The organism is Oleiphilus sp. HI0123 (genome assembly GCF_001635315.1).
The window spans coordinates 1-318 of sequence record NZ_LWGE01000127.1; the positions used below are offsets into that span (position 1 = coordinate 1).

The 318-nt window shown below is 43.1% G+C and carries 1 protein-coding gene; it reads right to left on the minus strand.

Annotated features, from left to right (window positions below):
* Positions 1-45 precede the first annotated feature (45 nt).
* The coding region (locus A3761_RS01220) for an MMPL family transporter (protein ID WP_156491478.1) at positions 46-318 on the minus strand (273 nt) is incomplete at its 5' end.

A 318-nucleotide genomic window follows, 5' to 3' on the forward strand; every position in this document is an offset into this window, starting at 1 on the left:
TGCACTCAGGTATATCAAAAATATAAGGTTTTTGAGTAGGGCTGGTTAGCCCTCTGCAAGCATCGAAGGTTCGAGCTCTTCTTCCTGCTCTACTACTTTTCCTACCTTAGCTAATTTCAGAAGGTTTGGCATGATAAAAAGTGTACATAGCGCAGACACTAGCATGGTAATACTAATGAGAAGTCCGAGGTTGAAAATAGGCTGAAACTCTGACAACAAGAGGATTGAGAAGCCTAATGCAATGGTAAAAGCGCTGGTTAATATTGGGAAGGTGATATCTGTCAGGGCTGCTTGAGCTGCGGCATCCCTAGATTGAAG